Raw genomic sequence first — 24,468 nt, forward strand, 5'->3', positions numbered from 1 at the left:
GGTGGGCTACTGGGCTGGGGCGGCCGGGTCTTTGGGCGATACCTGGGGGTTGGTTCCTCCGCGAGCGGCGGCGTTCACTCGACAGATCTGTTCACTCGACAGATCTATCGTCGGCGCTCAGGGGGAGCCGGGCCGCGATGGCGAAACCGCCGTCGGGGGTCGGGCCCGCGGTCAGCCGGCCGCCGACCAGCGTGACGCGCTCCCGCAGGCCGTCCAGCCCGTAGCCTCCTCCGGCCGAGGCCGCCCTTCTCGCCATCGTGTGCGTGTGATAACCCTCACCGGCGGTGTTGTCCACGCGGACGCACACCTGGCCGCCGTCCAGGACGCAGCTGACCTGGACCAGCGCGCCCGGCGCGTGCTTGCGGACGTTGCTGAGCCCTTCCTGGACCAGCCGATAGCAGGCGTGCTTCACCCGCGGCGAAAGCCCGTCTTCAGGAAGGTCGAGATGAAGATCGACTCGTAGTCCGGCGGCCTCGGCGTCCCTCACCAAACGGGCGATCGCGTCGGCGCCTCTGGCGGCCGGCACCTCGTCCCGGCGCAGCACGGTGAGCAACTGGCGCAGCTCGGCCAGCGCCTGGACCCCCTTGTCCTCGATGCCCGCCGCCAGCTCGGGAATCTCCGCGGGATCCTCGACGTCGCGGATGATCCCGGCGTTGAGCACCATGCCGGTCACCGCGTGCGTCACCGTGTCGTGCAACTCCCGGGCCAGCCTGCGCCGCTCCTCCGACGCGGCGAACTCCTCACGCTCACGCACCCCTGCCCGCAGCTCACCGACCAGCCCCCGGTACTTGCATACCCACGTCCCCACCAGCGCGGGCAGGTAGACCAGCGTCAACGCCCGTACGACGCTGAGGTAGAGGGTCTCGTCGGTGTACGGGTCCACGTAGTCGGCGACCGCGTACACCGCCGTGAGCACCAGGGCGACGATCTTCCACGAGCGCATTCGATGTTCGGACGTCATCGAGAAGGCCGCCAGGATCAAGGGCACGGTCTGCGCGGTCACGCAGGCGCAGACGGCCGAGGCGATGATCGCCGGCCAGGGGGTGCGGCGCCGGACCAGCATGGTCGCGGCCGTGATCGCGCCTACCAGGTGCGAGAGCCAGTCCGGAGGGTCCCCCCACAGTGCGTAGGAGTGCCCGATGGCCGTCGTCGGGATCGTGAAGGCCAGGACGGCGGCGGCGAGCAGCAGATCGACCAGCAATGATCGATACCGCTTGACAGACTCCCCGTGCTCGTCCCGCACGTATTCAGTATGCGCCATCCGTATTCGGTATCCAAAACGCCGCCCACGAACCGACGCCCTAACCCATGCCACGCCCATGCCCCCGACCGTCCCCCACCAACCTCTGACCACAGTAGGACCCACGACCAAACCACGACAGCGCGGCCCCGCAGGGAGGCCTGGGGCAGGCGGCCTGGCATTCGATGCCGACAGCGGAAGGCCGCGGGCCGCGGTGATCCACAGACACCGCACAGCGCCCGGCACAGCGTGACCAGCCGACCTCCCGGAGGACCCGGCAAGGCCCCTGGCAACGTCGTCATGTCCCGTTTCGCTTACGCGCGGACGAAGGGGCCCTCCCACGAACCCTCGCCGACCGCGGTCGTCCGCGATGCGCGCGGCGATGAGCTGTCCGGCCCGCCTCTCCACCGGGTCGATCTCGGCGATGTCGGTGCGCTCTTTGGTCTCCTGGTCCTGCCAGACCAGGCGGACGCGCATGCCCCGGGCGAGGCCGGGCGTGCGGGCGATGAGCGTGTCGATCCAGGCCGGCATGGCCGGCCCGACGCCCTCGCCCCCGCGCTCTGCCGACATTATGAATTTTGAAGTCTCCAGAGCATTTCTTGGGCTCGGTTTTGGTCTCAATATTCGGCCGACGATTAATTGAAGATCATTGCGGTAGGTGGGGGCCAGAGAGTGGGGTAGGTCAACCGCTGGGAGGCCGCTTGGGTGGGACGCCATCACGGCTTGGGACAGCGGGTGGCCTGCGCTCGACGGGGGAATGCGCTGTGCGGGTGATCGTCGATCTCACACGGTGTCAGGGGTACGGGCAGTGCGCGTTCCTCGCGCCAGGCGTCTTTGCGATGCACGGCGGCGAGGCGTTGCTGTACGACCCGGACGCGGACGAGGCGCAGCGTGAAAACGTACTGCGGGCGGCTGCGGCGTGTCCGGTCCAGGCCATCCACGTCGACCGGATGGCCACCCAGCACCCGGGGATGCGGACCGGACCGGCCGCTCCCGCACCGGTCGGCGACGGCGATGGGTTCCGGAAGACGGGCCGCATCGTGATCGTGGGCGCCTCGCTGGCCGGAGCGCGGGCGGCAGGTGTGCTCCGGCGGGACGGCTTCACAGGCTCGCTGACCCTGATCGGGGAAGAGTCGTACGAGCCGTACGACCGCCCGCCGTTGTCCAAGCAGGTGCTGGCGGGCCGGGTACCCGAAGATCACACCCTGCTCCCTCGCCTGCGTGAGGTCGATGCCGAATGGCTGGCCGGCACGCGCGCGGCGGGGCTTGATTTGGCCGCCAAGAAGGTGACGCTCGGCGATGGCCGGGATGTGCCGTTCGACCGGGTGCTGATCGCGACGGGCGCACGGGCCCGGCCGTGGCCGAACCCGGCGGAGGCGGCGCTGGAGGGGGTGCTGCCGCTCCGCACCATGGAGGAGGCGGCCCGCCTGCGCGAGCTTCTCGCGGCCGGTCCGCGTCGCGTGCTGGTGATCGGCGCGGGGTTCACCGGGTCGGAGGTCGCCTCGGTCTGCCGGGACCTGGATCTTCCGGTGACCGTCGCCGAGCGGGGTCCGGCGCCGCTGGTGAGCGCCCTGGGCGCGGTGATCGGGGCGGTCGCGGCCGACGTGCAGCGCGACCACGGCGTGGACCTGCGGTGCGGCGTCACAGTGGAGGCCTTGGAGGGCGGCGCCGATGGCCGGGTACGGGCGGCGCGGCTGTCCGACGGGTCCACGGTGGAGGCCGATGTCGCGGTGGTCGCGCTCGGGGCGGTCCGCAACGTCGAGTGGCTGCGGGACTCCGGGCTGGCCGCGGGCGTCTGGGGGGTGGCCTGCGACGCGGGCTGCCGGGCCGTCGACATCAACGGCCTGGTGACCGACGACGTTTTCGTGGCCGGCGACGTCGCGCGCTTCCCGCATCCGGTCTACAACTACCAGTTCATGACACTTGAGCACTGGGGGAACGCGGTCGCCCAGGCCGAGATCGCCGCGCACAACATGATCAGCGACCAGGCGCACCGCTGGGCGCACCTGGCGCTGCCGGTGTTCTGGTCCAACCAGTTCGGGATCAACATCAAGTCGGTCGGAGTGCCGACCTTCGCCGATGAGGTGGTCATCGTCCAAGGCTCGCTGGCCGAGCGCCGGTTCGTCGCCGTCTACGGCTACCGGGGCCGGGTCACGGCCGCGGTCACCTTCGACCAGGCCATGTGGCTGGGATTCTACGAGGGACTGATCGAGCGGGCCGCGCCCTTCCCACCCGATTTTCGCGGTGTCGACCGCAACGAGGAGATGCGGCCGGTGCCGGCCGAGGTGCCCGAACACATCAACGCCACCGAGGTGACCGTCGTGGTGACCGGACATGATCCGGCCGAACGCCGCGCCCGGCTGGTCCACCACGACATCTAAACCGACTGTGACAAGGAGGCGCCGCCATGACACCACACAGCGTCTTCCAGCAGAGCCTCGACAAATCCAATCGCGCCGACCCCTACCCGCTGTACGCCGAACTGCGCAAGACGCCGGTACGGCGGGAGGAGGACGGCACCTACGTCGTCAGTACCTACAACGAGATCGTCGCGCTGCTGCACGATCCGCGCGTCAGTTCGGCACGCCCCACCTTCCCTCAGCCGGGCGAGCCCGGCTTTTCTGAGGAGGCCGCGCAGCAGCCACGGGCCTTCATCAACACCGATCCGCCCGAGCATGACCGGATCCGCCGCATCGCGATGCGCCACTTCGGCCCACCGCATTCGCCGCATCGGATAGACGACCTGCGGCCGGAGATGGTCGAGATCATCACCGGCCTGATCGACGGCGTCGCAGGCCGACGGCGGATCGACATCGTCGATGACATCGCCTACCCGTTCCCGGTGACGGTGATCTGCCGGATCCTGGGAGTACCGCGCGAGGACGAGGCACGGTTCCACGCGTGGGCCGACACGGTCGTCGAGGCGTCGGACTCCAGACAGGAGGGCCGGGCACAGCGCCTGCAGCGGCGGCAGAGCGCGCTGCTCGAGCTGCACCGGTACCTCGGCGGGATCGCTGCCGAGCGCCGCAGGGCTCCCGGAGACGACCTGATCTCCGGCCTCATCACCGACCAAGGCCCCGACGGGTCGATGTCCCCGATCCAGGTGGCGGTCACCAGCACGCTGCTGCTGATCGCCGGCCACGAGACGACCGTCAACCTGATCACTAACGGAATGCTCACCCTGCTGCGCCATCCCGAGCATCTCGACCGGCTACGTCATGAGCCGGACCTGGCGGTCTCCATGGTTGAGGAACTGCTGCGATACGAGCCCCCGGTGCACTTTTTGTCTCTGTCGCGGATCGCCCTGGACGACATCGACATCGCCGGGACCACCATCCCCAAGGGCGCGCCAATCGTCCTGGCGCTCGCGGCGGGAAGCCGCGACCCGGCGCACGTGCCCGACCCTGACCGCTTCGACCCGGACCGCCGGTACAACGAGCACCTCGGCTTCGGTGGCGGCATCCACTACTGCTTCGGCGCTCCACTGGCCCGCCTGGAAACCCAGATCGCGCTGACCGAACTGGCGAGACGCCTGGACAATCCCCGCCTTGTCGCCGACCCGCCCCCCTACCGGCCAAGCCCCGGACTACGCGGACCCCGGCATCTTTTCATCGACATCGACGGTGTCGACCGACCTGCGCGATGAACCGCTGACCTCGATCGCCGCAGGTCGGCGGAAACGGCGTGATCGTCTGCCGGATGGTCTGGCATTGGTCCGGCAACGCCTTGATTTCTCGACTTCGGGCAGAAGAAAGGCCCTCCCGCGATTCGCGCGGAAGGGCCTTTGAAGTGCGGAGGCTCGGGGATTTGAACCCCGGATGGGCTGTAGACCCAAACCGCATTAGCAGTGCGGCGCCATAGACCTGACTAGGCGAAGCCTCCTCATCGGCCGGTCGGCTTGGTGTTGCCGCCGACTGGCTCAGCACAGAGTACCGGCCTTGATGCCGGGCGGCAAAGTGGATTCGCCGTCGGGGGCAATCATATCGATTCGCCATCGTGGGCGATCGGGTCTGGGCGGGGCTGTGCCGGGTGGCCGCGTCCGGACTTGGGGGCTTGCCAGGCTTTCCACACCCTGTGTCCACAGGCTGTGGAGAAGGGCGGGCCGCCGGGGCAGGAAGCCCGGCGGCCCGCTTCAGCGCTCTGGCGGCCTCCGCCGAACTGACCGCCGCGCTTTCCGGGGATGTGGTGTCACCGGCCATCCGGTCCCACGGTGTCCGGATGGCCGGGAGCTGAGAGGCTCAGGCCCTTGCCCCAAGGGGACTGGTCTCACAGGTGGACCGGCGTTGGAGAGGTCAGCGGGTGCCCCTCTGTTCGTCGGGTGCGCCTCTGTTCGACGGGCCGGGCGCCGCGGGCGGACCTGTGTTGGACAGGGCGGACGCGGCGCGTGGGCCCGTTCGAAGGGTCAGGCGCGGCGGGCGGCCTCGCCTTCCACCTCGATCTTGATCTTCTTGCTGACCAGGACGCCGCCGGTCTCGAGGGCGACGTTCCAGGTCAGGCCGAACTCCTCGCGGTCGATCTCGGTCTCGAGGGAGAAGCCGAAGATCTCCGCACCCCAGGGGTTGGTGGCGGCGCCGCCGTACTCGACCTTGAGGGTGACCTCCTTGGTGACCTCGCGGATCGTGAGGTCGCCGACGACGACGAAGTCCTCGTCCGAGTGGCTGACGACGCGGGTGGTGCGGAAGGTCAGCTCGGGGAACTTGTCGACGGCGAGGAAGTCCTCGCTGCGCAGGTGGTTGTCGCGGTCGGTGCTGCCGGTGTCGATGCTGGCGGTCTGGATGGTGAGCTCGGCCGACGAGTCGAGGGGGTTCTCGCCGATCGTGACGCTTCCCTTGAAGTCGCCGAACCGGCCGCGGACCTTGGTGACCATCATGTGCTTCGCACTGAAGCCGATGCGAGTGTGGGCGACATCCAGGTCGAAGGTGCCGGGCTCGGGGATCGTGAGGCCTTCCCAGGCGCGAGTGCTCATGGTGTACATCTCCGTGGGAGTAGTTGCTAGGCGGAATGTCTGCCGCAACAGATGTCTACACGAGGAATATTCCGCCCGTCAACTATCGTCGGTTAGACTGTGAATGTGATCCCAACTGACGACGCCCGGCTCACCGCGATGGGCCTTCTCATGGAGGTCCAGTCCGGCCTCGCGAGCAAGATGACGCCCGCCTTCGCGGAGAGCGGGCTGTCCGAGGTCGACTTCGAGACGCTGATCCGCCTCGCGCGCTCCCCCGAGCGGCAGTTGCGCATGAGCGACCTGGCGGCCCAGACGTCACTGTCCACCAGCGGGGTGACCCGAGTCGTGGACAGGCTGGAGCGCGAGGGGCTGGTCCGGCGCGTGGCCTGCGCGAGCGACCGGCGTGCGTCCTACGCGACGCTGACGGAGGACGGCCTGGCCCGGTTGCAGACGGTCCTGCCCAAGCACTTGGAGGACATCGAGACCTGGTTCACGGGCCTGCTGACGCCCGCGCAGCTCGAGACGCTGCTCGACACCCTCCGCGTCATCCGCGACGTGGTACGGCCCTGCGCCACCGCGGGCGCGGACGTGCCGACCCAGGTCACTCCTGCACGATCGTGAGCTCGCCGCGGGCGTGCATCTCGCGCAGCGTCCGTTTCGCGAACTTGCCGACGCTGGTCTTCGGCACCGCCTCGACGAACGCCCAGCGTTCGGGCACCTGCCAGCGCGCCACCTTGCCCGACAGGAACTCGCCCAGCTCCGCGACCCCAACCTCCCCGCCGAGCACCACGCACGCCAGCGGACGCTCTCCCCAGCGTTCGTCCGGCACGCCGATCACCGCGGCCTCGACCACCGCCGGGTGTCCCATCAGGGCGTTCTCCAGCTCGACCGACGAGATCCACTCCCCGCCGGACTTGATGACGTCCTTGAGGCGGTCGGTGAGGGTCACGTACCCGCGCTCGTCCAGCCTGCCGACGTCGCCCGTGCGCAGCCAGCCGTCGTGGAACCGCGAGGGGTTCTCGTCGAGGTGGTAGGACGCGGTGACCCACGGCCCGCGCACCTCCAACTCCCCCACCGCGACGCCGTCCGAGGCCAGGACGGTGTCGCCGTCGCCGACGATCCTGCCCTCGACTCCGGCGAGCAGCCTGCCCTGCGTGACGCGCAGGCTCCAGTCGTCTCCGTGGGCGACGGCCGCGGTCGGCGAGGTCTCGGTCATTCCCCACGCCTGGACGAGCCGGACGCCGAACTCCGTCTGCAGGCCCTTCATCAGCGACTCGGGCACGGCCGAGCCTCCGCACGGCACGAGGCGCAGCGACGAGAGGTCGGGGTGGTGCCGGCGGGCGTACCGCAGCAGGTCGGCGAAGATCGTGGGGATTCCGCCGGAGATGGTGGGCTTCTCCTCCTCGATGATCTTCGCCAGGTGGGCCGCCTGCATGAAGCGGTCGGGCATGACCAGCGAGGCCCCGGCCATCAGCGCGCCGTACGGCATCCCCCAGGCGTTGGCGTGGAACATCGGGACGATCGGCAGCACCCGGTCGTCGGACGTCACGGCCATGCCGTTGGCCGTGCAGATGGCCATGGCGTGCAGGTAGGACGAGCGGTGGCTGTAGACGACGCCCTTGGGGTTGCCGGTGGTGCCGCTGGTGTAGCACATGGACGCGGCGGCGCGCTCGTCCACCTCGGGCCAGTCGAAGGCGTCGGAGGCGGCGTCGAGGAGCGCGCGGTAGCCGTGCACCCGCTTCCCGGCCGCGAGCAGCGGTTCGGTGTCCCCGGCGCCGATCACGACCACGTGCCGCACGGTCTTCATCGCGGGCAGGATCGGCGCGAGCAGGGGGATCAGCGAGCCGTCGACGAGCAGGACGTCGTCCTCGGCGTGGTTGGCGATGTAGGCGATCTGGTCGGGGTGCAGGCGGATGTTCAGCGTGTGCAGCACTGCGCCCATGGCGGGCACGGCGAGGTACGCGGTGAGGTGCTCGGTGTTGTTCCAGCAGAACGTCGCGACGCGCTGGTCGCCGTCCACGCCGAGCGCGCGCAGGGCGCCGGCCAGGCGGGCGGCCTCCTGCGCCAGCTCCCCGTACGGCAGGCGCCGGTAGCCGTCGCCGGTGTACGTGGCCACCTCGTGATCGGCGAACTGGCCGGTGCCGTATCGCATGATCGAGGTGATGGTGAGCGGGAACTCGGGCATCGTGCTGCGCATCAGTGCCACCTCCGCTTACCGAGTCTGACCCCGTGCCCGGCCCTCCACAACCGTTCGATCACCTCGCGGACCCTAACCGGGGTCGTGTCTCGGGTCCGCACGGCTCGACGACGACCAGGTCTCCCCGGAGCTTGGCCATCGCGCGGGAGACCGTGCTCTTGACGGTGCCGATGCTGATCCCGAGCGTCCTGGCGATCTCCGTCTCGGTCATGTCCTCGTAGTAGCGCAGCAGGATCGCCGTGCGCTGCCGCGCGGGAAGCCGGTCGATCGCCTCTTCCAGCAGCTCGTGGATCTGCCCGGGCGTGGGGCCGTCCCGCACCGGGGTCTCCGGCAGTTCCTCGGACGGGAACTCCTCCAGCTTCCTGCGCCGCCACCAGGAGATGTTGATGTTGACCATCGCCCGGCGCACGTACCCGTCCAGCGAGGCGCGATCGTTGATGCGCTCCCAGGCGAGGTAGGTCTTGGCGAGGGCCGCCTGGAGCAGGTCCTCGGCGTCGGCGGGCTGGCCGGTCAGCTGATAGGCGACGCGCAGCAGCGCCGGGCCGCGCGCGACCACGTACTCGCGGAACTCCTCATCTTTACCGCTCATGCGACCACCGGTGCCGGGACGAAGGCATGATTCGTTCGGATCTCGTGGTCAGAATCGCAGCCGCGGCCCATAATGCGGCTGAACGTTCATCCAGGTTTCGCCCCACCGAATGTAAAGATCGTTAGAGTCGGACGGCAGGCGAGACGGCGACTAGTTCCTCCGAGAGTGGGTAATTTGCTACCCGCGCCCTTGGCGGGGGAAATATTCGTCCCGCCGGAAACGCTGCCCTCGGCAAAACGTGTGACGCTAGCGGGCATCTAGGTGACTCGCCGCGGTTTGCTGGGGAGGGCCCATGGGAGTGGAGCGCCGCCATGCGCTGGCGTCCAAGGCACTCGGCCGCAGCCTGGTGCCGCCACAGCCGGAGGAGGAGATCCCCGCCCTCACGGCGGTGGTGGGCGAGATCCTCGACGTCAGCCCGCATCTGATCATCGTGGAGAACCCCGAGGGGGTGGAGGAGCGCTTGGTCATCGCGCCGTGGGCCACGGCGTGGCGCGGCAGCGTGGTCGCGCCGGCCGACCTGCCCGCGGGGGGCCGGGTGGTCATCCGCGCCCGGCAGTCCGGCCGCGTGGCCGACCGGCTGTGGGGCGACGTCACGCGCGTCACGGGCGTGATCCTCTCCATGGGCAGGGACGGCCGGGACCGCACGGTCGAGCTGGACTGCGGGCCACACCGGGGCACGCGCGAGGTCGTCATCCCGTACGGCGCGTCCGGCCGCATCGCCGTACGCCACCCGCAGCTCGAACCGGGATACCTCTTCGACGCCATCGGCACCCGCGTCGAGGGCGTGACGACCGCCTGCCTGCCGGCGACCTCGCAGCCGCCGTACCGCGCGACCGCCGTACCGCCTCCGCCGCCCGCGTACAACGGCGTGCAGTCGAGGATCTCGGGTGCGGCCGCGTGGTCGGACGCGTTCGACGAGGGTGAGGCCGGGGCCGCCTACCCGATGTTGGAACGTGCCGATTCGCAGTGTGACGACGCCGGGGTGTCGTGCACTGGTTTGCCGTACTTGTCGCTTGGGTCGATGCTTTACGTCGGCAATGTGTGCGAAAGCCGCGCCGCCGTATTGCCGATCGTGGCCTGCGGGTGCATGGCGGGCCGATTCTGTGATCGATGCGTGGAATGTGGCACGTCACCACGGGGACGGATCGCCGAGCTTTCGCCGGCGTCCTTTGTCGAGCTCGGGGGAGATCTCACCAACGGATGCTTCAACGCCCGTGTCGGATTGGGGTGACCCATGGCGCCTGAAAGCCTCGCCACCGCCGCTCTCGCGATCGTCGTGCTCCTCCTGTTCCTCGGAGGCGCCGCCAAGGCCGCGACCGCCGGTTCGCACGCCGAGCCGGGAGCGCTCGCGCGGCTCGGTCCCGGAGTCCTGGTGCCCGAGCGGTGGCGCAAGCCGATGATGATCTTCTGTGCTGGGATGGAGTTCGTGCTGGCCGCGGGCCTGGTCTTCACCGCAGGCCCGCTTCCCCGGTGGGGGACGGTCGCGTTCTTCTCGGTGGCGACCTACGTCCTGTGGGAGCTGCGCCGGCGGCGGCCGGACGTCGGGTGCGGATGCTTCGGCGACACGAGCACCACCCCCGTGGGCCTGCGGTCCATCGGCCGGGCCGCGGTGCTCGCCGGGGCGGCGTTGCTGGTCGCGGTCGTGCCCGTGACCGGAACGGACCTTCTGTCGCCATCGTGGCACACGCTGATCGCACTCGGGGCGGGGCTCGCGCTGCTGGCCGTCCTGTCCCCCGAGATGGAGGAGACCTTCGCCCGCGTGCGGCACCGGGCGCCGTGCGAGCAGCGGCCCGTCGCGGCGCCCAAGGCGCTCTCCCGGCTCAGGGCGAGCAACGAGTGGCGGTCCCACCTGGACCTGCTCACGGCGTCCGAGCCGTCCGACAGCTGGCGTGAGCTGTGCTGGCGGTTCTTCGTGTACCCGGCGCGCGTGGCCTCGGGGGCCGAGGCGGACGTCGTGTTCGCCGTGTACCTCAGCGGGCGGCGGCCTCCCGTGCGGGTGGCCGTGGTCGAGGGCGAGGGGTCCGGGCCTCTTCGAGAATCTATCGGTGTATCGGCTGGATACTAGAAAGCCTTAGACGACGGCAGACATACGCGTCCGGGGTCGCCATACCGAGAGCCATAACCGAGAGCCGTACCGAGAGAGAGCACGATGCCGGACGGCGGGGGCGGCCGCCCGGCATCGTGCATTCAACTCTCTACGGCTCTCTAGCTTCCCCTCTAGAAAGCCGTAGAGAGGCCAATGGGGTACGGGCCGCCGCCGCGCGCCCGTCTGGTTTCGACTACAAGGGCTGGGCCCGGAGGAACCTGCCGAAGTGCGGCACCGTGAAGGCGATCAGGCCGCGCTCGGCACTGAAGATCAGTCCTTTCTTGATGAGGCTGTCGCGGGCGGGAGAAAGGCTGGACGGCTTGCGCCCGAGCAACTCGGCGACCTCGGACGTCGGCACGGGCTCGTCGCCGACGGACGCCATCGCGTGCATGTACTCACGCTCGGCCGGGGTGGCGCGTTCGTACCGGCTGCCGAAGAAGCCGACCGCCAGCTCTTCCTCGGCCTCGGGAGAGGCGACCCGGATGTCGTCGGCCGTGATGGGCGACTTCGGCGCGACGTCCCAGGCGACCTTGCCGTAGGCCTGGACGAAGTAGGGGTAGCCGTCGGCGGCCTCGTACAGCGCGTCGAGGGCCTCGGGGGTGAACTCGACCTGCTCGCGCTCGGCGGGGGCGATGAGGGCGAGATCGGCCGCGGCGCGGTCGAGCCGGTCGATGCGCGCGTACCGGAACAGGCGCTCGGAGTAGCTCTTGCTGGCGCTCAGCACGCTCGGCAGGTGCGGGAGACCGGCGCCCACGACGATCAGCGGGCCACCGCTCTGGGACAGCTCGTGGCAGGCGGCGCACAGGGCCGAGATGTCGGGCGGCTGGACGTCCTGCATTTCGTCGATGAACAGGGCCACGCCCACGCCGAGGTCCGTCGCCACCGAGGCGGCGTCCACGAACAGCTCGGTGAGGTCGATCTCCAGGTCGCCGGAGTCGGCGCGGCCCCGGCCCGCCGGGACGTCGATCGCCGGGGACCAGTGGGACGTGCCCTTCGCCGCCGAGGGATCGCGCATGGCGAAGGCCTTCAGCACGCCGAGGAACTCTTCGATGCGCTCGGGCGCGCGATGGCGGGGGGCCAGCTCGCGGATCGCCATGTGCATCGCGGCGGCGACGGGACGGCGGATCGACTGCTCGGGACGGGCCTCTATCTTGCCGGTGCCCCACAGGCGCTGCATCGCCATGGACTTGAACGTGTTGAGCAGCACGGTCTTGCCGACGCCGCGCAGCCCGGTGAGGACCATGCTGCGCTCGGGCCGCCCACGGGCCACGCGCTCGAGCACGACCTCGAACTGTTGCAGCTCACGATCGCGCCCGGCGAGCTCTGGGGGGCGCTGCCCCGCACCGGGGGCGTAGGGATTGCGCACGGGGTCCACGCTCTCGGACTGTATGACCGGATATAGCGGCCGTCCTAGATTTCCGTAGAAAGCGCTACGGCGTGTCGCCGGACGGCAGGGCACGCGCGCCGGGCGTGACGCCGACCGAGCGGGCGTCTGAGGCGTCGAGAGCATCACCATGGGCACATCACCCCTCACCTGGAACTCCACTGCCCGAACGCCCGTTCGATCCGGTGACCAGAACTGTAGCGTGTAGTCGAACACGTGCGCGAGCGATCCCGGGTAAAGCTGCGGCACGGATCCGGCCCTCGCGCGCCGGGCGGCACGTGACCGGCGACATCACGATTTCGTCACGAGCGGGGTCACGAAGGCCTTACTGTGGCGTATGCCCGAGAAACCAAAGCCACGCCACCTGGGCGTTCTCCTGCTTGCGTGCGCGTCCGCCGTGGTCACGGCATGCGGCGGCGCGGGAGCCGGTACAGCGTCCGGCGCAGGAGCCGGCACCGGGTCCGGCGTGGCGGCCGAGCCCGCGGCCGACTCGGTCCCGCCCTCGACGCCCACCGTCGCCACTGTCACCACTACATCCCCGCCCGCCTCCGCGTCGCCGGAGCCCAGCGCGGCCCCGTCGCCGTCCGAGCCGCCCGCGTTCACGTCGAAGGTCTCCACGGTCACGCCCGGCACGCTCAAGCAGTCCTGGCGCGAGGGATGCCCCGTCTCGCCACAGGACCTGCGGAAGATCACGATGACCTACTGGGGCTTCGACAAGAAGGCCCACACCGGGGATCTGGTCGTCAACGAGGCGGTCACCGACGACGTGGTCTCCATCTTCAGGCAGCTGTACGCCTGGCGTTTCCCGATCACCCGCATGGAGCCGATCGACGAGTACGGCGGCAGCGACTTCGACTCGATCGAGGCCGACAACACCTCGGCCTTCAACTGCCGCAGGGTCGCGGGCTCCAGCAGCTGGTCCAAGCACTCGTACGGCAAGGCCATCGACATCAACCCGCGCGAGAACCCGTGGGTGGAGCCGGACGGCTCGGTCGCCCACGACAACGCCAGGCGCTTCGCCGAACGTCCGCTGCGCAAGCCCGGCGTGATCAACGGCGACGACCGCGTGGTGCGGCTGTTCGAGAAGTACGGCTGGGAGTGGGGCGGCTACTTCAACGGCGCCAAGGACTACCAGCACTTCTCCAAGGGCGGCGGCTGAGAGCTGCGCCGGCACGGGCCTGGCGATCATCGCCGCGGGCTCCGGCGTCCGGCCGCCGTTACGGGCGAGGCGGCCGGACGGTCATGAGCCGGACGGGTCTCAGCAGGGGCGCAGCGAGGAGGCTTGGTCGTTCTCCTGCGGCAGGACGTTGACCCGGTAGCGGTTCTCCATCACGTGACGATCACCGGCGTAATTGGCGTCCACGTACCAGCAGTAGCGCCTTCCCGAGTCGTTGGCCCACGAGGACATCTGGTCGTTGAAGCCGATGTCGCCGAGGAACCCGACCGAGTGGCCGGAGGCGATGCCGTAGCCGCCGCCCTGGAACTCGTTGTCGCGGAACAGGCAGACGTAGCCGTCGGGACAGCGCGTCTGACCTGCGGGGATCGTGATCAGTGGTGGCCCGGAGAGGGCGTCGTCGGCGTGAGCGGCGCCGACGCCCGCGGGCAGCAGGGCGGTGGTGGCGAGGGCCAGGGCGGCGAGATGAGCCTTCACTGGAGGAAACCTTTCGATCGGAAGTCAGGCCAACGCCACACATTGTGACAGGACAACCACTCCGAGTAACTCTCTGTAACTCCCCGCGTGTCCGCCGCGGGGTCCGTTCGTGCCAAGAGCGCGCTGTAGCCTGGGCCGCCATGGACGCCGAGACCTGGGAAACCGTCGAACGGCTCGTGGCCTGGCTCGACGCGCAGAGCACGCTGGCCCCCGAGGTCGAGCTGATGTCCCGGCTGTTGAAGCTGTCGGAGGAGACGGGCGAGGTGGCCGCGGCCGTGATCGGCGCCCTCGGGCAGAACCCCCGCAAGGGCTTCACCCACACGTGGGACGACGTCGACCGCGAGCTGTGCGACGTCATCCTGACGGCCATGGTCGCCCTCAGAAGCCGCACCCCCGGCGCGGCGGCCCTCTTCAGGACGCACCTGACGGCGGTCGCGACCCGGGCGTCCGGCAGCTGATCGTCCTGGGGCATACCCCTATGCGCGAACCGGGTCCGGTCTTGTGGCGAGGGCCTTGAGGCAGGATGGGGAGCATGGCGGCGAAGGACGGCGACGGGTGGGCGCTGTGTGAGCGGGGGCACCGGCATTGGGGGGTGCACGGAGCCTCCGGGCTGCTCGCCGTCCACTTCGACGCCCTCGGCACGCCGCACATCCTGATGCAGAAGCGCGCCCTGTGGAGCCATCACGGGGGCACGTGGGGTCTGCCCGGCGGGGCTCTCGACAGCCACGAGGACGCCGTCACGGGGGCGCTGCGCGAGGCACTGGAGGAGGCGGCGCTGGAGGCGGACATCCTGCGCGTCATCGGCGTCCACACCGACGACCACGGCGGCTGGTCGTTCCAGACGGTGATCGCCGAGGCGGACGCGCTGTTCCCCGCCTCGCCTGCCAACGCCGAGAGCACCGACATGCGCTGGCTCCCCGCGGACGAGGTCGCGGGCGAGACGCTGCACCCGGGGTTCGCCGAGACGTGGCCGGTGATCAGGCAGACGCTGCCGCCGTCCGTCGTGATCCTGGACGCGGCGAACATCCTCGGGGCCCGGGCCGAGCACGGCTGGTGGCGCGACCGGGCCGGCGCGACCCTGCGCCTGCTCAAGGACATCGAGGATCTCGTCGTCCGGGGCCTCCACCCGCCGGAGGGGTTTCCCGCGCCCGAGAAGTGGTACCCCCGGGTGCTCATGGTGGTCGAGGGCCGGGCCGCCGGCGTCCGTTCGGACGGGCCGGTGAGGGCGGTCCCGGCTCGGGGCAGCGGCGACGACGCGATCGTGGACGTCGTGGGCGAGACCCGGCCGTGGGAGCAGGTGCTGGTGGTGACGGCCGACCGGGAGCTGCGCCGCAGGGTGCAGGAGCTGGGCGCGGAGGTCACCGGGCCTCGTTGGCTGCTCGGGCAACTGCGATCGACGTGACGGGTGTACCGTTCAGGAAGTCGACCGTAACCGCAAATGTCGGGAAATACACCCAAAAACCCATATGAGCGACCGAACCACACTTGACTGGGCCGCCGAGCCCGACAGTCCGGTTCCCCCGCCGTCATGGGGGCGGCGAGCCCCCGAGGCGCAGGTGCTCCCTTGGGTGTTCGCGGCCCTCGTGGGTTTCCTCCTCATAGGCAACCTCCTCCTCGCCCCCCACCTCACCGCCCCGGCCCTGCGCACCTGGTCCACGATCTTCGTCGCCATCTGCGTGCAGGCCATTCCCTTCCTCGTGCTGGGCGTCGCACTCTCCGCGGCGATCACGGTGTTCGTGCCGCCGTCCTTCTGGACCCGCGCGCTGCCGCGGCACCCCTACGCCGCCGTGCCCGTCGCCGGCGCGGCGGGCCTGGTGCTGCCCGGGTGCGAGTGCGCGTCGGTGCCGGTGGCCTCGGGCCTGATGGCGCGCGGGGTCACCCCGGCCGCGGCCCTCGCCTTCCTGCTCGCGTCGCCGGCGATCAACCCGGTCGTTCTCGTGGCCACCGCCGTGGCCTTCCCCGGCCAGCCCGCGATGGTCCTGGCCAGGTTCGCCGCCTCCCTCATCGTCGCCGTGCTGGCCGGGTGGGCCTGGCAGTGGCTCGGCCGCCCCGGATGGCTGCGCGTCCCCTCCCGTACGGCCCCGCCCGACGGGTCGCGCGTGGCGGCGTTCATGTCGGCGATGCGGCACGACTTCCTGCACGCGGGCGGCTTCCTGGTCGTCGGTGGCCTGACCGCCGCGACGCTCAACGTCACCGTGCCCCGCTCCTGGCTCGCGTCCGTGGGCGACGTCCCGGTGCTGTCGGTGCTCGTGATGGCGCTGCTGGCGGTGATCCTGTCGATCTGCTCGGAGGCCGACGCGTTCGTGGCGGCGTCGCTGTCGACGTTCTCCCCCACGGCCAAGCTGGCCTTCCTCGTCGTCGGTCCCATGGTGGACCTCAAGCTGATCGCGCTTCAGGCCGGGACGTTCGGCCGGGCGTTCGTCGCGCGGTTCGTCCCGCTGACCTTCGCGCTGGCCATCGGAGTGAGCCTTCTCGTGGGATGGGTGTTGCTGTGAACCGCATGGCGCAGAGCCTGGTGCTGACGCTGGTCGGCGGGGCGATCCTCCGGGTCTCCCTCCTGTCCACGATCTACCTGAACTACGTCAAGCCGGGCTTCCGCCCGCTGCTGGTGATCGCCGGGCTGGTCCTGTTCGCGCTCGGCGTGCTCGGCCTGATCCAGGAGTGGCGCAGGCCGTACGCCGGCGACGCGCCGACCGCTCCCGCGTCCGAGACGGACGAGCCTGGTCATGTGGGCGGGCATGATCTCGAACCCGGGCACGACGGGCACGGGCTCGGCCACGGGCATGGGCTCGGCCCGAAGGTGGCCTGGCTGCTGTGCCTCCCTGTGGTGGCCATCTTCCTGATCTCCCCGCCCGCGCTCGGCGCCGACGCGGCGCAGCGGGACGACGTGCCCCCGCCGCGCCCGACACCGCAGAACGCCTACGTCCCGCTCATCGCGGACCGGGCGACGGCGATGCCGCTCGGGGAGTTCATCGGCCGGGCCTGGGGAGACAAGACCCAGTCGCTGAAGGACCGGAAGGTCAGGCTGGTCGGCTTCGTGGTCCCGTCCAAGAAGAAGGGCCAGTGGTACCTCACCCGCATGCAACTGCGCTGCTGCGCGGCCGACGCCTTCCCGCTGAGGGTCGCCGTCCTCGGCCTGTCCGCGCCGCGCCCGGACACATGGGTCGAGGTGACCGGTACATGGGTGCCCACCCCGTACGACCGGCTCCCGAAGGGCACCGTCGCCCCCGAGATGAAGGCCACCAGCCTCGCCAAGGTGGCACAACCCGCCGAACCGTACGAATGACGCCGAGCCGCCCGCGGCGCTCGCGCGCGAGCGTCCGTCCGGCACCGCTATCGTTGGTGTCGCACAGGAGGGTTCGCATAGTGGACGAGTGCAGCCGCCTTGAAAGCGGCCAGGTCGGCGACGGCCTCGTGGGTTCGAATCCCACACCCTCCGCCAGCGGCGCCGCGTCCCGTCACCGGCGGATCCCGCCGAACCCGTCGCCCACCGACGCCGCCAGCAGCAGGTACGCCTGACGGGTGGCCGGCTGCAGGCGGTCGAGGTCGATCTCGGCGCCCTCCTCCAGGTGAGGGTCGTACGGCACGCGGATCACCGCGCGGCACCGGGCGGCGAAGTGCGACTCCAGCTTGTCCAGGTCGACCGTCGACTTCGAGCGCGGCCGCACGCTGCACAGCACCACGGTCGCGGCCTTCACCAGGTCGGCGTAATGGTGCGCCTCCAGCCAGTCCAGCGTCGCCGAGGCGGCCCTCGCGCCGTCCACCGACGGCGAGCTGACCAGGACGAGCTGGTCGGCGAGGCCGAGCACGCCCGACATCGCCGAGTGGAGCAGGCCGGTGCCGCAGTCGGTGATGCAGATCGAGTAGAAGTTCTCCAGCACCTGCGCGACGGCCTGGTAGTCCACCGCGCTGAACGCCTCCGACACCGAGGGGTCGCGGTCGGAGGCCAGGATTTCCAGCCGCGACGGCGCCTGCGAGGTGAACGCGCGGATGTCGACGTACCGCTTGATCTGCTGCCGCTCGTTGAGCAGGTCGCGGACGGTCGCCGACGTCTCCAGCTCGACCTTGTCCGACAGCGTGCCCCGGTCGGGGTTGGCGTCCACGGCGATGACGCGGTCGCCGCGCACGGACGCCAGCGTCGCGCCGAGGCCCACCGTCGTCGTGGTCTTGCCCACTCCACCCTTGAGGCTGAGGACGGCCACGCGGTGGTGGCCGGTGGCGACCGGCGTACGGGCGCGGGTGACGAGCTCGCGCCGCCGCCGCACCTCGGGGGACTCGCCCGGCTTGATCAACCCGGCGGACGCCTTGTAGACGATCTTGCGCCAGCCGCCCGCGGGAGCGTTCCTACGGCCGCGCAGCAGCGTCACCGGGTCGAGGCTGTCGGCGGTCGGGCGTGTGCCGGGCGCGGTGGCCGCCGCGCCCTTGGCCCGCGACGAGCGGGCCGGCGGCGAGAAGGCGGGCTCGAACTCCTCGGCGGCGGGCCGCGGCGCCTGCCTGCGGCGTGGGCGGTACGGCTCGCGTTCCTCGGCCCTGCCTTCGGCGTCGTCGGCGCCCGGCTCCGCGGAGGGCGTCGTCGTCCGGGCCGCCCCGGCGGCGGGTTCGGGGGTCTGGGCGGGCGCGGCGGAGGGCTGCGGGGACTCGGGCCGCTGCGTCGTGGAGGCCGCCGCGGACGGCGCCGAGGTGGCGGGCGGCTGGAGGGAGGGGGAGGTCTGCTCCGGGCGCTGTTCGTACAGGGGTTGCTCGACCCGTGGGACGACGACGTCCTCGGTGTCCATGCCGGTCGCGCCGCCGGTCGCCGCCCCTGCCGCACCGCCTGTCGTGCCGCCGTTCACGAAGGCGTTGAAGCGCTCCTGCTCCGGGTCGGTCTCGGCGGTCTCGGAGGCCGGCAGCGCGGCCTCCAGCCAGCCGCGTACGGACTGGTCGCCGGTGACGTCCGGCTCGGGCTCGGGGCGCTTCAGCGGGTCGGCGTTCTCGGCCCTTTCGGGCTTCGCGGCCCCGTCGTCCTTGACCGGCCTGTCGTCCCTGGCCGCCTTGTCGTCTTTGGGAGGCGAGCTGACGGAGATCCATCCGAAGGTGGCCTCGCGGCCCGGCTTCTCGGTCAGATCGGTCAGGGAGCCGAAGGTGAAGCTGTCGGTGTCATCGCTGACGGACGGCTCGGCGGGCGCGGGGGCCGGGCTCGTCCGTCCGGACGCGGGCGGCTCGGCCTCGGCAGGGGCGGATGGTGAAGCCGGGGGCGGCGGCGGGGTGAGCGACGACGTGGGTTCGCCGAAGGCCCCGCCGGACGAACCCGGGCGGTCCCCGAAGGCCTGAGTGGGCGAACCGCCCGACGAGACCGGGCGGTCCCCGAAGGGGCCGGCGAACGCGCCCGTCGAACTCTCGCCGAACGCCCCACCGGACGACGCGGGACGCTCACCGAAGGCCCCGAGCCCGCCGCCCCCGGGCGAGGGGGGCGAAAGGGTGCCGAACGCGCCGCCGGACGGTGTGCCGGTGACGCCGCGCTCCCCCACGCCGCCGTTGTCACGTGCCACGAACGGCGAGGAGTCGCCGGACGCCCCCCACCGGTCGAGCCCTTCGAGGGCGGACGGGCGGATCTCCGTCGTCTCGCTCTGAGCGCTCTGGGCGTTCTGCGCGCGCTCCGCGGGGTCGTCGGGCTGCGCGCCGCCGTGCGCCGGGTCGCCCGCCGCGCGGAACAGGGGGGACGATGGAGGCGCGGACTCGGCCGGCACGAGCGACCACGGGTCCTTGGGGTATGGAGAGACGACGGTCTCGTCCACGGTGATGGTCACCGGCGCGGGCGGGTCCTCGGTCTCCTTGATGGCGTCCAGCCAGGCGAGCTGCTCCTCTAGGGAATGAGGATCCTCGCGATCGTGTCTTGCCACCGTGTTCCCCCTCGGGACTGGACTAAAGGGGCAGCAAATAGCTTGAAGATTACCGCCCGCTATCACGGCGAACGCGGTCAACCGCCGACTTGGCCACCCGGATAGTTTGGTCGCATGCACGCGATCCTCATTACCGAGCCCGGCGGACCGGAGGTACTGCAGTGGCGTGAGGTGCCCGATCCCCGCCCGGGACCGGGCGAGGTCCTCATCGACGTGACCGCCGCGGGCCTGAACCGCGCAGACCTGATGCAACGCCAGGGGATCTACCCGCCTCCCCCCGGCGCCTCCGAGATCCCCGGCATGGAGTGCTCCGGCGTGATCGCCGAGGTGGGCGAGGGCGTCGAGGGGTTCTCTCCCGGCGACGAGGTGTGCGCCCTGCTGGCGGGGGGAGGGTATGCCGAGAAGGTCGCCGTGCCGTGGGAGCAGGTCCTGCGCGTCCCGGCGGGCGTCTCGACGCGGGACGCCGCCGCTCTTCCCGAGGTCGCCTGCACGGTGTGGTCGAACGTGTTCATGACGGCGCGGCTGCGGCGCGGCGAGACGCTTCTCGTGCACGGCGGGGCCGGCGGGATCGGCACGTTCGCCATTCAGCTCGCCAAGGCGCTCGGATCGCGGGTGGTCGTCACCGCCGGCACGGCCGAGAAGGCCGCGCGCTGCGTGGAGCTGGGCGCGGACGAGGCGATCAATTACCGCGAGGAGGACTTCGCCGAGAAGGTCCGCGCCGACGTCGTCCTCGACATCATGGGGGCGAAGTACCTCCAGAAGAACGTGTCCGTCCTCAACACCGGAGGACGGCTCGTGGTGATCGGGCTGCAGGGCGGCGTGAAGGGCGAGCTGAACCTCGGTGAGCTGCTCGGCAAGCGCGGTTCGATCCACGCCACGGCGTTGCGCGGGCGGCCTGTCGCGGAAAAGGGGGCCATCGTCCGCGGAGTGGACCAGAATGTGTGGCCGTTGGTGAGCGCCGGGGCCGTCCGTCCGGTGGTCCACGCGACGGTACCCATGGCGGAGGCCGCGCACGCCCATCAGATCCTCGAATCCGGTGAGCACATCGGGAAAGTCCTGTTGACCAGGTGAGCTAGGTTGAATGTCATGAATGCTGAGGAGAGCACCCCCCAGATCGTCGTGGTGGGCCCGAACGGCCTCACGGTCGAGGGAGACAACGACGGAGAGCCCGAGGAGCGCTCGGTCGCCGAACTGGTGGAGCAGCCGGCGAAGGTCATGCGCATTGGCAGCATGATCCGCCAGCTCCTCGAAGAGGTCCGGGCGGCGCCTCTCGACGAGGCCAGCCGCAAGCGCCTCAAGGAGATCCACCAGAGTTCGATCAAGGAACTCGAGGACGGGCTGGCGCCGGAGCTGGTCGCCGAGCTCGAACGGTTGTCGCTGCCGTTCTCCGGGGGCGACGACGGCGCGCCGCCGAGCGAGGCCGAGCTGCGGGTGGCGCACGCCCAGCTCGTCGGCTGGCTCGAAGGCCTGTTCCACGGAATCCAGACCACGTTGTTCGCCCAGCAGATGGCCGCGCGGGCCCAGCTGGAGCAGATGCGGCGCGCGCTCCCCGGGGGCGTCGCGAACGAACAGCCCCAGCGCACCTCCGGCCCGTACCTGTAGGCCGCCTGTAAGCCCTCCAGCGCGTCCTCGGCGGCCGTCTGGAGATCCGACCCTCCGCCGTGCCCCGGGGCCGTTGTGGACCGCTCAGCGGCACGGGGCGGGCCGGAAAGCACGGCCCGGAAGGCGCGGGCATGAAAGCACGGACCTGAAAGCACGGGCGTAGTAGCGCGCGTCGCCTCCTCGCGACGCCGTCCCGGTCACGCGAAGAGCTTCTCCAGCACCACGGCCACGCCGTCGTCGTCGTTGGCCGCCGTCACGTGGGTGACGGCGGCGAGGACGTCCGGGTGGGCGTTCGCCACCGCGTACGACATCCCCGCCCAGGCCAGCATGGGCAGATCGTTGGGCATGTCCCCGAACGCCACGACCTCGCCGGGGCCGATCAGATGGCGCCGCGCGAGCGCGGCGAGGGCCGAGGCCTTCGTCACCCCCTGGGCGCTCATCTCGATCAGCGCCTTGCCACTGGAGTGGGTGGCCGTCACGAGATCTCCCACGAGGTCGTTGACGATCACGTGCAGCAGGTCCGGGTCCATGCTCTGGTGGAAGGCCAGGAGCTTGGCGCATGGCCGGGAGGTCAGCGTGGAGGCGCCCACACGCGGCCCCGCCCTGTCGGCGACGTCCCAGCGCCTCAGGCCGAACCCGGTCTCGTGGGCGAACCCGCCCTCGTACTCCACCGAGAAGCTCAGCTCTGGGAGGCGGTGGCGCAGGCGGCTCACCGCCTCGGTCAGGACTTCAGCGCCGATGAGGTGAGACTCGACGACGCGCTCGGTGTGCAGGTCGTACACCAGGGCGCCGTTGGCGCAGATGGCGAGCCCTTGGTGCCGTACGGACTCGGCGACCGCGCCGATCCACCTCGGCGGCCTGCCGGTGACGAATGCGAGGATGGCGCCCGCCCGTTCGACGCGCGCGAAGGCTGCCGCGGTGCGCGGGGAGACGCTGCCGTCCGACCGGAGGGCGGTTCCGTCGAGGTCGGTGGCGACGAGTCTGGGGCTGACCATAACAAGCTCTAGTTTGCCTTGGCCTGAGTGGGACCGGTGTCAGCCCTGGGAGTAAAAGAATCTGGCCTTGGGGGGGGAACAAAGGCGCTCTGATGGTGTTAGATGTGGTGGCGTTGTATTAGCTGAACCCGATGTGCAGAACCAGCTTGACTGTCTGAGCGGCCCCGGGAAGCTGTGCGACACAACCCGGGGTTCGCGAGGTGTGGACCCCAAGATCGAATTGCAGGGAGAGCTTTAATGGCTCAGGGAACCGTCAAGTGGTTCAACGCGGAGAAGGGCTACGGATTCATCGCCCCCGACGGTGAGGCTCCGGACGTCTTCGTGCACTTCTCCGAGATCGTCGGTAACGGCTACCGCAGCCTCGAGGACGGCCAGCGGGTCGAGTTCGAGGTCACGCAGGGGCAGAAGGGCCCGCAGGCGTCGCAGGTCCGCGCCATCTGACCTTCGCGCCATCTGACCACTGACACACAGAAGGCGGGGTTCGCTCAGGCGAATCCCGCCTTCGTGTCATATATAGACCTAATGCCCTGACAAACCGGACATCGGTGACAGACAGGGAAGAAGTAAGCCACTTATCACTTGACAGTAATAAGTGGCCACCTTCCGTTCAAATGCCTACTTCAGCGGTTCGAGGACGTCCAGCCCGACGAACGGGCGCAGGGCCTTCGGCACCACGACCGACCCGTCGGCCTGCTGGTGGTTCTCCAGGATCGCCACGATCCACCGCGTGGTCGCCAGGGTGCCGTTGAGGGTGGCGACGTGCCGGGGCTTCTCGTCGGTGTCCCTGTAACGCACGGCGAGCCGCCTGGCCTGGAACTCGGTGCAGTTCGAGGTCGAGGTCAGCTCCAGGTAGCGGTTCTGCGTCGGAAGCCACGCCTCGCAGTCGAACTTCCTGGCCGCGCTGGACCCGAGATCGCCCGCCGCCGTGTCGATCACGCGGTACGGGAGCTCGACCTTCGCCAGCATCTCCTTCTCCCACGCCAGCAGGCGCGCGTGCTCCTCGCGCGCGTCCTCCGGGCGGCAGTAGGAGAACATCTCGACCTTGTCGAACTGGTGGACGCGGATGATGCCCCGGGTGTCCTTACCGTACGAGCCGGCCTCCCGCCTGAAGCAGGACGACCAGCCGGCGTACCGCAGCGGCAGAGACCTGCCGTCCAGGATCTCGTCCCAGTGGTAGGCCGCCATGGGGGCCTCGGAGGTGCCGACGAGGTAAAGATCGTCGGCCTCCAGCCGGTACACCTCGCTCGCGTGTGAACCGAGGAAGCCCGTGCCGGCCATCGCCTCCGGCCTGAGCAGCACCGGGGTGATCATCGGCGTGAAGCCGACCTCGATGGCCTGCTGCATCGCCATGTTGAGCAGGCCGAGCTGCAGCCGGGCCCCGACGCCGGTCAGGAAGAAGAACCGCGCGCCCGAGACCTTGGCGCCGCGCTCGGTGTCGATCGCCCCGAGCATCTCTCCGAGCTCCAGGTGATCGCGCGGGGTGAAGTCGAAGGACGGCTTCTCGCCGACCTCCTCCAGGACGACGTAATCGTCCTCGCCGCCGACGGGGGCGCCCTCCTCGACGATGTTGGGCACGGACAGCAGCAGCCCGTCGAGCTCCTTGGCCAGCCTCTCGGCCTCGGCCTCGGCCTCCTTGACGCCCGCGGCGAGTTCCTTGGCCCGCGCCAGGAGCGCCGCGCGCTCGTCACCGGAGGACACGGAGACCGACTTGCCGACGCTCTTCTGCTCGGCACGCAGCGACTCGAAGCCGCTGAGGGCACTTCGGCGGCGTTCGTCCAGGTCGAGCAGCGTGTCGACGACCGAGTCGTCCTCACCGCGGGCACGCTGCGACGCCCGTAGCCGGTCGGGGCCCTCACGAAGGGTACGCAGGTCAATCACGTAACAAAGGCTACCGATGTCC

22 protein-coding genes and 2 tRNA genes are annotated in these 24,468 nt (G+C 70.3%); 14 read left to right on the plus strand and 10 right to left on the minus strand.

The features are described 5' to 3' along the window. Positions 1-91 precede the first annotated feature (91 nt). Positions 92-1,261 (minus strand): histidine kinase, encoded by a 1,170-nt coding sequence (locus AB0H21_RS38225; RefSeq protein WP_358526553.1) that lies wholly within the window; start codon positions 1,259-1,261, stop codon positions 92-94. 749 nt (positions 1,262-2,010) lie between these two features. On the opposite strand from AB0H21_RS38225, the gene AB0H21_RS38230 reads away from it, so the two are divergent. Both AB0H21_RS38230 and AB0H21_RS38235 read left to right on the plus strand, forming a co-directional pair. After that, positions 2,011-3,621 carry an FAD-dependent oxidoreductase gene (locus tag AB0H21_RS38230; RefSeq protein WP_358526555.1) on the plus strand — a complete coding sequence of 537 codons (1,611 nt, stop codon included), beginning with the start codon at positions 2,011-2,013 and terminating at the stop codon, positions 3,619-3,621. Between the two features lie 26 nt (positions 3,622-3,647). After that, positions 3,648-4,886, plus strand: a complete 1,239-nt coding sequence (locus AB0H21_RS38235; protein WP_358526557.1) for a cytochrome P450 — start codon at positions 3,648-3,650, stop codon at positions 4,884-4,886. 146 nt (positions 4,887-5,032) lie between these two features. Here AB0H21_RS38235 and AB0H21_RS38240 read toward each other — a convergent pair. Both AB0H21_RS38240 and AB0H21_RS38245 read right to left on the minus strand, forming a co-directional pair. Then, positions 5,033-5,122: transfer RNA gene (locus AB0H21_RS38240), tRNA-Ser, on the minus strand. Between the two features lie 520 nt (positions 5,123-5,642). After that, positions 5,643-6,206, minus strand: a complete 564-nt coding sequence (locus tag AB0H21_RS38245; RefSeq protein WP_358526559.1) for a YceI family protein — start codon at positions 6,204-6,206, stop codon at positions 5,643-5,645. Positions 6,207-6,311: 105 nt separating this feature from the next. Here AB0H21_RS38245 and AB0H21_RS38250 point away from each other — a divergent pair, with 105 nt between their 5' ends. Next, a complete protein-coding gene (locus AB0H21_RS38250) occupies positions 6,312-6,806 on the plus strand; it encodes a MarR family transcriptional regulator (protein WP_358526561.1) in 495 nt (164 codons plus the stop codon). Here AB0H21_RS38250 and AB0H21_RS38255 read toward each other — a convergent pair. Further along, positions 6,787-8,382, minus strand: coding sequence for a long-chain fatty acid--CoA ligase (locus tag AB0H21_RS38255; protein ID WP_358526562.1), 1,596 nt, complete (start codon positions 8,380-8,382; stop codon positions 6,787-6,789). The genes AB0H21_RS38250 and AB0H21_RS38255 overlap by 20 nt on opposite strands. 58 nt (positions 8,383-8,440) lie before the next feature. Next, entirely contained in the window at positions 8,441-8,971 is a 531-nt protein-coding gene (locus AB0H21_RS38260; protein ID WP_358526563.1) for a SigE family RNA polymerase sigma factor, read from the minus strand. A gap of 292 nt (positions 8,972-9,263) precedes the next feature. On the opposite strand from AB0H21_RS38260, the gene AB0H21_RS38265 reads away from it, so the two are divergent. Together AB0H21_RS38265 and AB0H21_RS38270 are read left to right on the plus strand one after the other, a co-directional pair. Further along, entirely contained in the window at positions 9,264-10,202 is a 939-nt protein-coding gene (locus AB0H21_RS38265; RefSeq protein WP_358526565.1) for a hypothetical protein, read from the plus strand. A gap of 3 nt (positions 10,203-10,205) precedes the next feature. Beyond that, complete coding sequence (locus tag AB0H21_RS38270) at positions 10,206-11,036, plus strand: MauE/DoxX family redox-associated membrane protein (RefSeq protein ID WP_358526567.1); 831 nt, start codon at positions 10,206-10,208, stop codon at positions 11,034-11,036. Between the two features lie 214 nt (positions 11,037-11,250). Here the strand turns inward: AB0H21_RS38270 and AB0H21_RS38275 are convergent, their stop codons facing one another. Beyond that, positions 11,251-12,432 carry an ATP-binding protein gene (locus AB0H21_RS38275; RefSeq protein ID WP_358526569.1) on the minus strand — a complete coding sequence of 394 codons (1,182 nt, stop codon included), beginning with the start codon at positions 12,430-12,432 and terminating at the stop codon, positions 11,251-11,253. Between the two features lie 346 nt (positions 12,433-12,778). On the opposite strand from AB0H21_RS38275, the gene AB0H21_RS38280 reads away from it, so the two are divergent. Further along, positions 12,779-13,600, plus strand: a complete 822-nt coding sequence (locus AB0H21_RS38280) for a M15 family metallopeptidase (RefSeq protein ID WP_358526571.1) — start codon at positions 12,779-12,781, stop codon at positions 13,598-13,600. A 99-nt stretch (positions 13,601-13,699) separates the two neighbouring features. Here AB0H21_RS38280 and AB0H21_RS38285 read toward each other — a convergent pair whose 3' ends face one another. Next, complete coding sequence (locus tag AB0H21_RS38285; protein ID WP_358526573.1) at positions 13,700-14,092, minus strand: peptidase inhibitor family I36 protein; 393 nt, start codon at positions 14,090-14,092, stop codon at positions 13,700-13,702. 140 nt (positions 14,093-14,232) lie between these two features. Here AB0H21_RS38285 and AB0H21_RS38290 point away from each other — a divergent pair, with 140 nt between their 5' ends. The 5 genes from AB0H21_RS38290 (at position 14,233) to AB0H21_RS38310 (ending at position 17,534) form a co-directional block, all read left to right on the plus strand. Then, entirely contained in the window at positions 14,233-14,550 is a 318-nt protein-coding gene (locus AB0H21_RS38290) for a MazG-like family protein (RefSeq protein WP_358526575.1), read from the plus strand. 74 nt (positions 14,551-14,624) lie between these two features. Beyond that, the gene (locus tag AB0H21_RS38295) at positions 14,625-15,494 is read left to right on the plus strand and encodes an NUDIX domain-containing protein (RefSeq protein WP_358526577.1); all 870 of its coding nucleotides are present in this window, start codon (positions 14,625-14,627) and stop codon (positions 15,492-15,494) included. Positions 15,495-15,558: 64 nt separating this feature from the next. Next, positions 15,559-16,587: a permease gene (locus AB0H21_RS38300; RefSeq protein WP_358526579.1), complete on the plus strand. Its 1,029-nt coding sequence runs from the start codon at positions 15,559-15,561 to the stop codon at positions 16,585-16,587. Next, positions 16,572-17,378, plus strand: coding sequence for a TIGR03943 family protein (locus AB0H21_RS38305; RefSeq protein ID WP_358526580.1), 807 nt, complete (start codon positions 16,572-16,574; stop codon positions 17,376-17,378). The genes AB0H21_RS38300 and AB0H21_RS38305 overlap by 16 nt, the downstream gene beginning before the upstream one ends. 66 nt (positions 17,379-17,444) lie before the next feature. Beyond that, positions 17,445-17,534: transfer RNA gene (locus AB0H21_RS38310), tRNA-Ser, on the plus strand. A 16-nt stretch (positions 17,535-17,550) separates the two neighbouring features. Here the strand turns inward: AB0H21_RS38310 and AB0H21_RS38315 are convergent. Next, entirely contained in the window at positions 17,551-19,971 is a 2,421-nt protein-coding gene (locus AB0H21_RS38315; protein WP_358526582.1) for a MinD/ParA family protein, read from the minus strand. Positions 19,972-20,085: 114 nt separating this feature from the next. Between AB0H21_RS38315 and AB0H21_RS38320 the strand changes: the two genes are divergently transcribed. Both AB0H21_RS38320 and AB0H21_RS38325 read left to right on the plus strand, forming a co-directional pair. Next, positions 20,086-21,042 carry an NAD(P)H-quinone oxidoreductase gene (locus AB0H21_RS38320; RefSeq protein WP_358526584.1) on the plus strand — a complete coding sequence of 319 codons (957 nt, stop codon included), beginning with the start codon at positions 20,086-20,088 and terminating at the stop codon, positions 21,040-21,042. Between the two features lie 15 nt (positions 21,043-21,057). Then, on the plus strand, positions 21,058-21,573 hold the full coding sequence (locus AB0H21_RS38325) for a bacterial proteasome activator family protein (protein ID WP_358526585.1): 516 nt from the start codon (positions 21,058-21,060) through the stop codon (positions 21,571-21,573). A 197-nt stretch (positions 21,574-21,770) separates the two neighbouring features. Here AB0H21_RS38325 and AB0H21_RS38330 read toward each other — a convergent pair whose 3' ends face one another. Further along, entirely contained in the window at positions 21,771-22,568 is a 798-nt protein-coding gene (locus AB0H21_RS38330; protein ID WP_358526586.1) for an HAD family hydrolase, read from the minus strand. A gap of 237 nt (positions 22,569-22,805) precedes the next feature. Here AB0H21_RS38330 and AB0H21_RS38335 point away from each other — a divergent pair, with 237 nt between their 5' ends. Further along, positions 22,806-23,009 (plus strand): cold-shock protein, encoded by a 204-nt coding sequence (locus AB0H21_RS38335; protein WP_114030749.1) that lies wholly within the window; start codon positions 22,806-22,808, stop codon positions 23,007-23,009. A 174-nt stretch (positions 23,010-23,183) separates the two neighbouring features. Here the strand turns inward: AB0H21_RS38335 and serS are convergent, their stop codons facing one another. Continuing rightward, on the minus strand, positions 23,184-24,446 hold the full coding sequence (serS, locus tag AB0H21_RS38340) for a serine--tRNA ligase (RefSeq protein ID WP_358526589.1): 1,263 nt from the start codon (positions 24,444-24,446) through the stop codon (positions 23,184-23,186). Between the last annotated feature and the right edge of the window lie 22 nt (positions 24,447-24,468).

The organism is Sphaerisporangium sp. NPDC051011 (assembly GCF_040653595.1).
Classification (GTDB): Bacteria; Actinomycetota; Actinomycetes; order Streptosporangiales; family Streptosporangiaceae; genus Sphaerisporangium.

What these genes read in the sequence shown, in the direction of transcription:
- AB0H21_RS38225 (WP_358526553.1), bottom strand. Translation starts at nt 1,261, where the DNA reads ATGGCGCATACTGAATACGTGCGGGACGAGCACGGGGAGTCTGTCAAG.
- AB0H21_RS38235 (WP_358526557.1), top strand. Translation starts at nt 3,648, where the DNA reads ATGACACCACACAGCGTCTTCCAGCAGAGCCTCGACAAATCCAATCGC.
- AB0H21_RS38245 (WP_358526559.1), bottom strand. Translation starts at nt 6,206, where the DNA reads ATGAGCACTCGCGCCTGGGAAGGCCTCACGATCCCCGAGCCCGGCACC.
- AB0H21_RS38255 (WP_358526562.1), bottom strand. Translation starts at nt 8,382, where the DNA reads ATGCGCAGCACGATGCCCGAGTTCCCGCTCACCATCACCTCGATCATG.
- AB0H21_RS38260 (WP_358526563.1), bottom strand. Translation starts at nt 8,971, where the DNA reads ATGAGCGGTAAAGATGAGGAGTTCCGCGAGTACGTGGTCGCGCGCGGC.
- AB0H21_RS38265 (WP_358526565.1), top strand. Translation starts at nt 9,264, where the DNA reads ATGGGAGTGGAGCGCCGCCATGCGCTGGCGTCCAAGGCACTCGGCCGC.
- AB0H21_RS38270 (WP_358526567.1), top strand. Translation starts at nt 10,206, where the DNA reads ATGGCGCCTGAAAGCCTCGCCACCGCCGCTCTCGCGATCGTCGTGCTC.
- AB0H21_RS38280 (WP_358526571.1), top strand. Translation starts at nt 12,779, where the DNA reads ATGCCCGAGAAACCAAAGCCACGCCACCTGGGCGTTCTCCTGCTTGCG.
- AB0H21_RS38290 (WP_358526575.1), top strand. Translation starts at nt 14,233, where the DNA reads ATGGACGCCGAGACCTGGGAAACCGTCGAACGGCTCGTGGCCTGGCTC.
- AB0H21_RS38295 (WP_358526577.1), top strand. Translation starts at nt 14,625, where the DNA reads ATGGCGGCGAAGGACGGCGACGGGTGGGCGCTGTGTGAGCGGGGGCAC.
- AB0H21_RS38300 (WP_358526579.1), top strand. Translation starts at nt 15,559, where the DNA reads ATGAGCGACCGAACCACACTTGACTGGGCCGCCGAGCCCGACAGTCCG.
- AB0H21_RS38305 (WP_358526580.1), top strand. Translation starts at nt 16,572, where the DNA reads ATGGGTGTTGCTGTGAACCGCATGGCGCAGAGCCTGGTGCTGACGCTG.
- AB0H21_RS38320 (WP_358526584.1), top strand. Translation starts at nt 20,086, where the DNA reads ATGCACGCGATCCTCATTACCGAGCCCGGCGGACCGGAGGTACTGCAG.
- AB0H21_RS38325 (WP_358526585.1), top strand. Translation starts at nt 21,058, where the DNA reads ATGAATGCTGAGGAGAGCACCCCCCAGATCGTCGTGGTGGGCCCGAAC.
- AB0H21_RS38330 (WP_358526586.1), bottom strand. Translation starts at nt 22,568, where the DNA reads ATGGTCAGCCCCAGACTCGTCGCCACCGACCTCGACGGAACCGCCCTC.
- AB0H21_RS38335 (WP_114030749.1), top strand. Translation starts at nt 22,806, where the DNA reads ATGGCTCAGGGAACCGTCAAGTGGTTCAACGCGGAGAAGGGCTACGGA.